We start from the raw sequence: 716 nt of genomic DNA on the forward strand, positions 1-716 counted from the left end.
ACAACACGGATTGCCAAAAGTGACACGGTGAAATCAGAGGAAATCCAAAACCGGCGTGAATTTGGGACAGAAGATCAACTCGAGACGGCAATGAAATATATTGCCAGAAAACAAAAGAAACTGATTTCTGAAATCGAATTGACATGGGAAAACATGCAACTTGGCGCTGTTCAAGGGGTGGTTCTTGATGCCGATGGTTCAGTGATTGTTGATTGGTACAAGGAATGGGAAATCGCACCACCAAAGCCGATTGACTTTAAATTAAATAATGAAACAACCAATGTTGCTGATCATGTTGATCAAGTCATTATGAAAATGATTGAAGCTTCAAAGGGAGCATTCACTGATCGTTCACGCATTATTGGGCTTTGTGGAAATGAGTTTTTCTCCAAATTGAAAAACCATAAAACAATTCGTGAGACTTATCTCAACACAGCTCTTGCACAAACTTTGAATAGCGCTGGAGGAGTTGCAACACCAAGTTCGATTGGCTCTGGGAGCTTTGGCAGTTTTGACTTTGCGGGTGTGACTTTCATTAATTACCGGAGTATTCATAACTATAATGTGAGTGCGAAGGCTGGAACAAAGCGCGCCATAGGCATTAAGCCTGATGAATGTCAATTCTTGCCTGCCAATGCACCGGGAGTGTTTCAAAAAACCTTTTCTCCTGGAGAAAGCTTGGATTTTGCCAACACGGTTGGAAAACCCCTCTACAC

The 716-nt window shown here is 42.0% G+C and carries 1 protein-coding gene; it reads left to right on the forward strand.

All coding sequences use genetic code 11. From position 1 onward, the window contains the following. Positions 1 to 716, forward strand: a 716-nt coding sequence (locus ACFIO3_RS14720; protein ID WP_375704741.1) for a major capsid protein, incomplete at both ends; no start/stop codon positions are given.

It is taken from the genome of Bartonella sp. AD328YNZD (assembly GCF_042196425.1).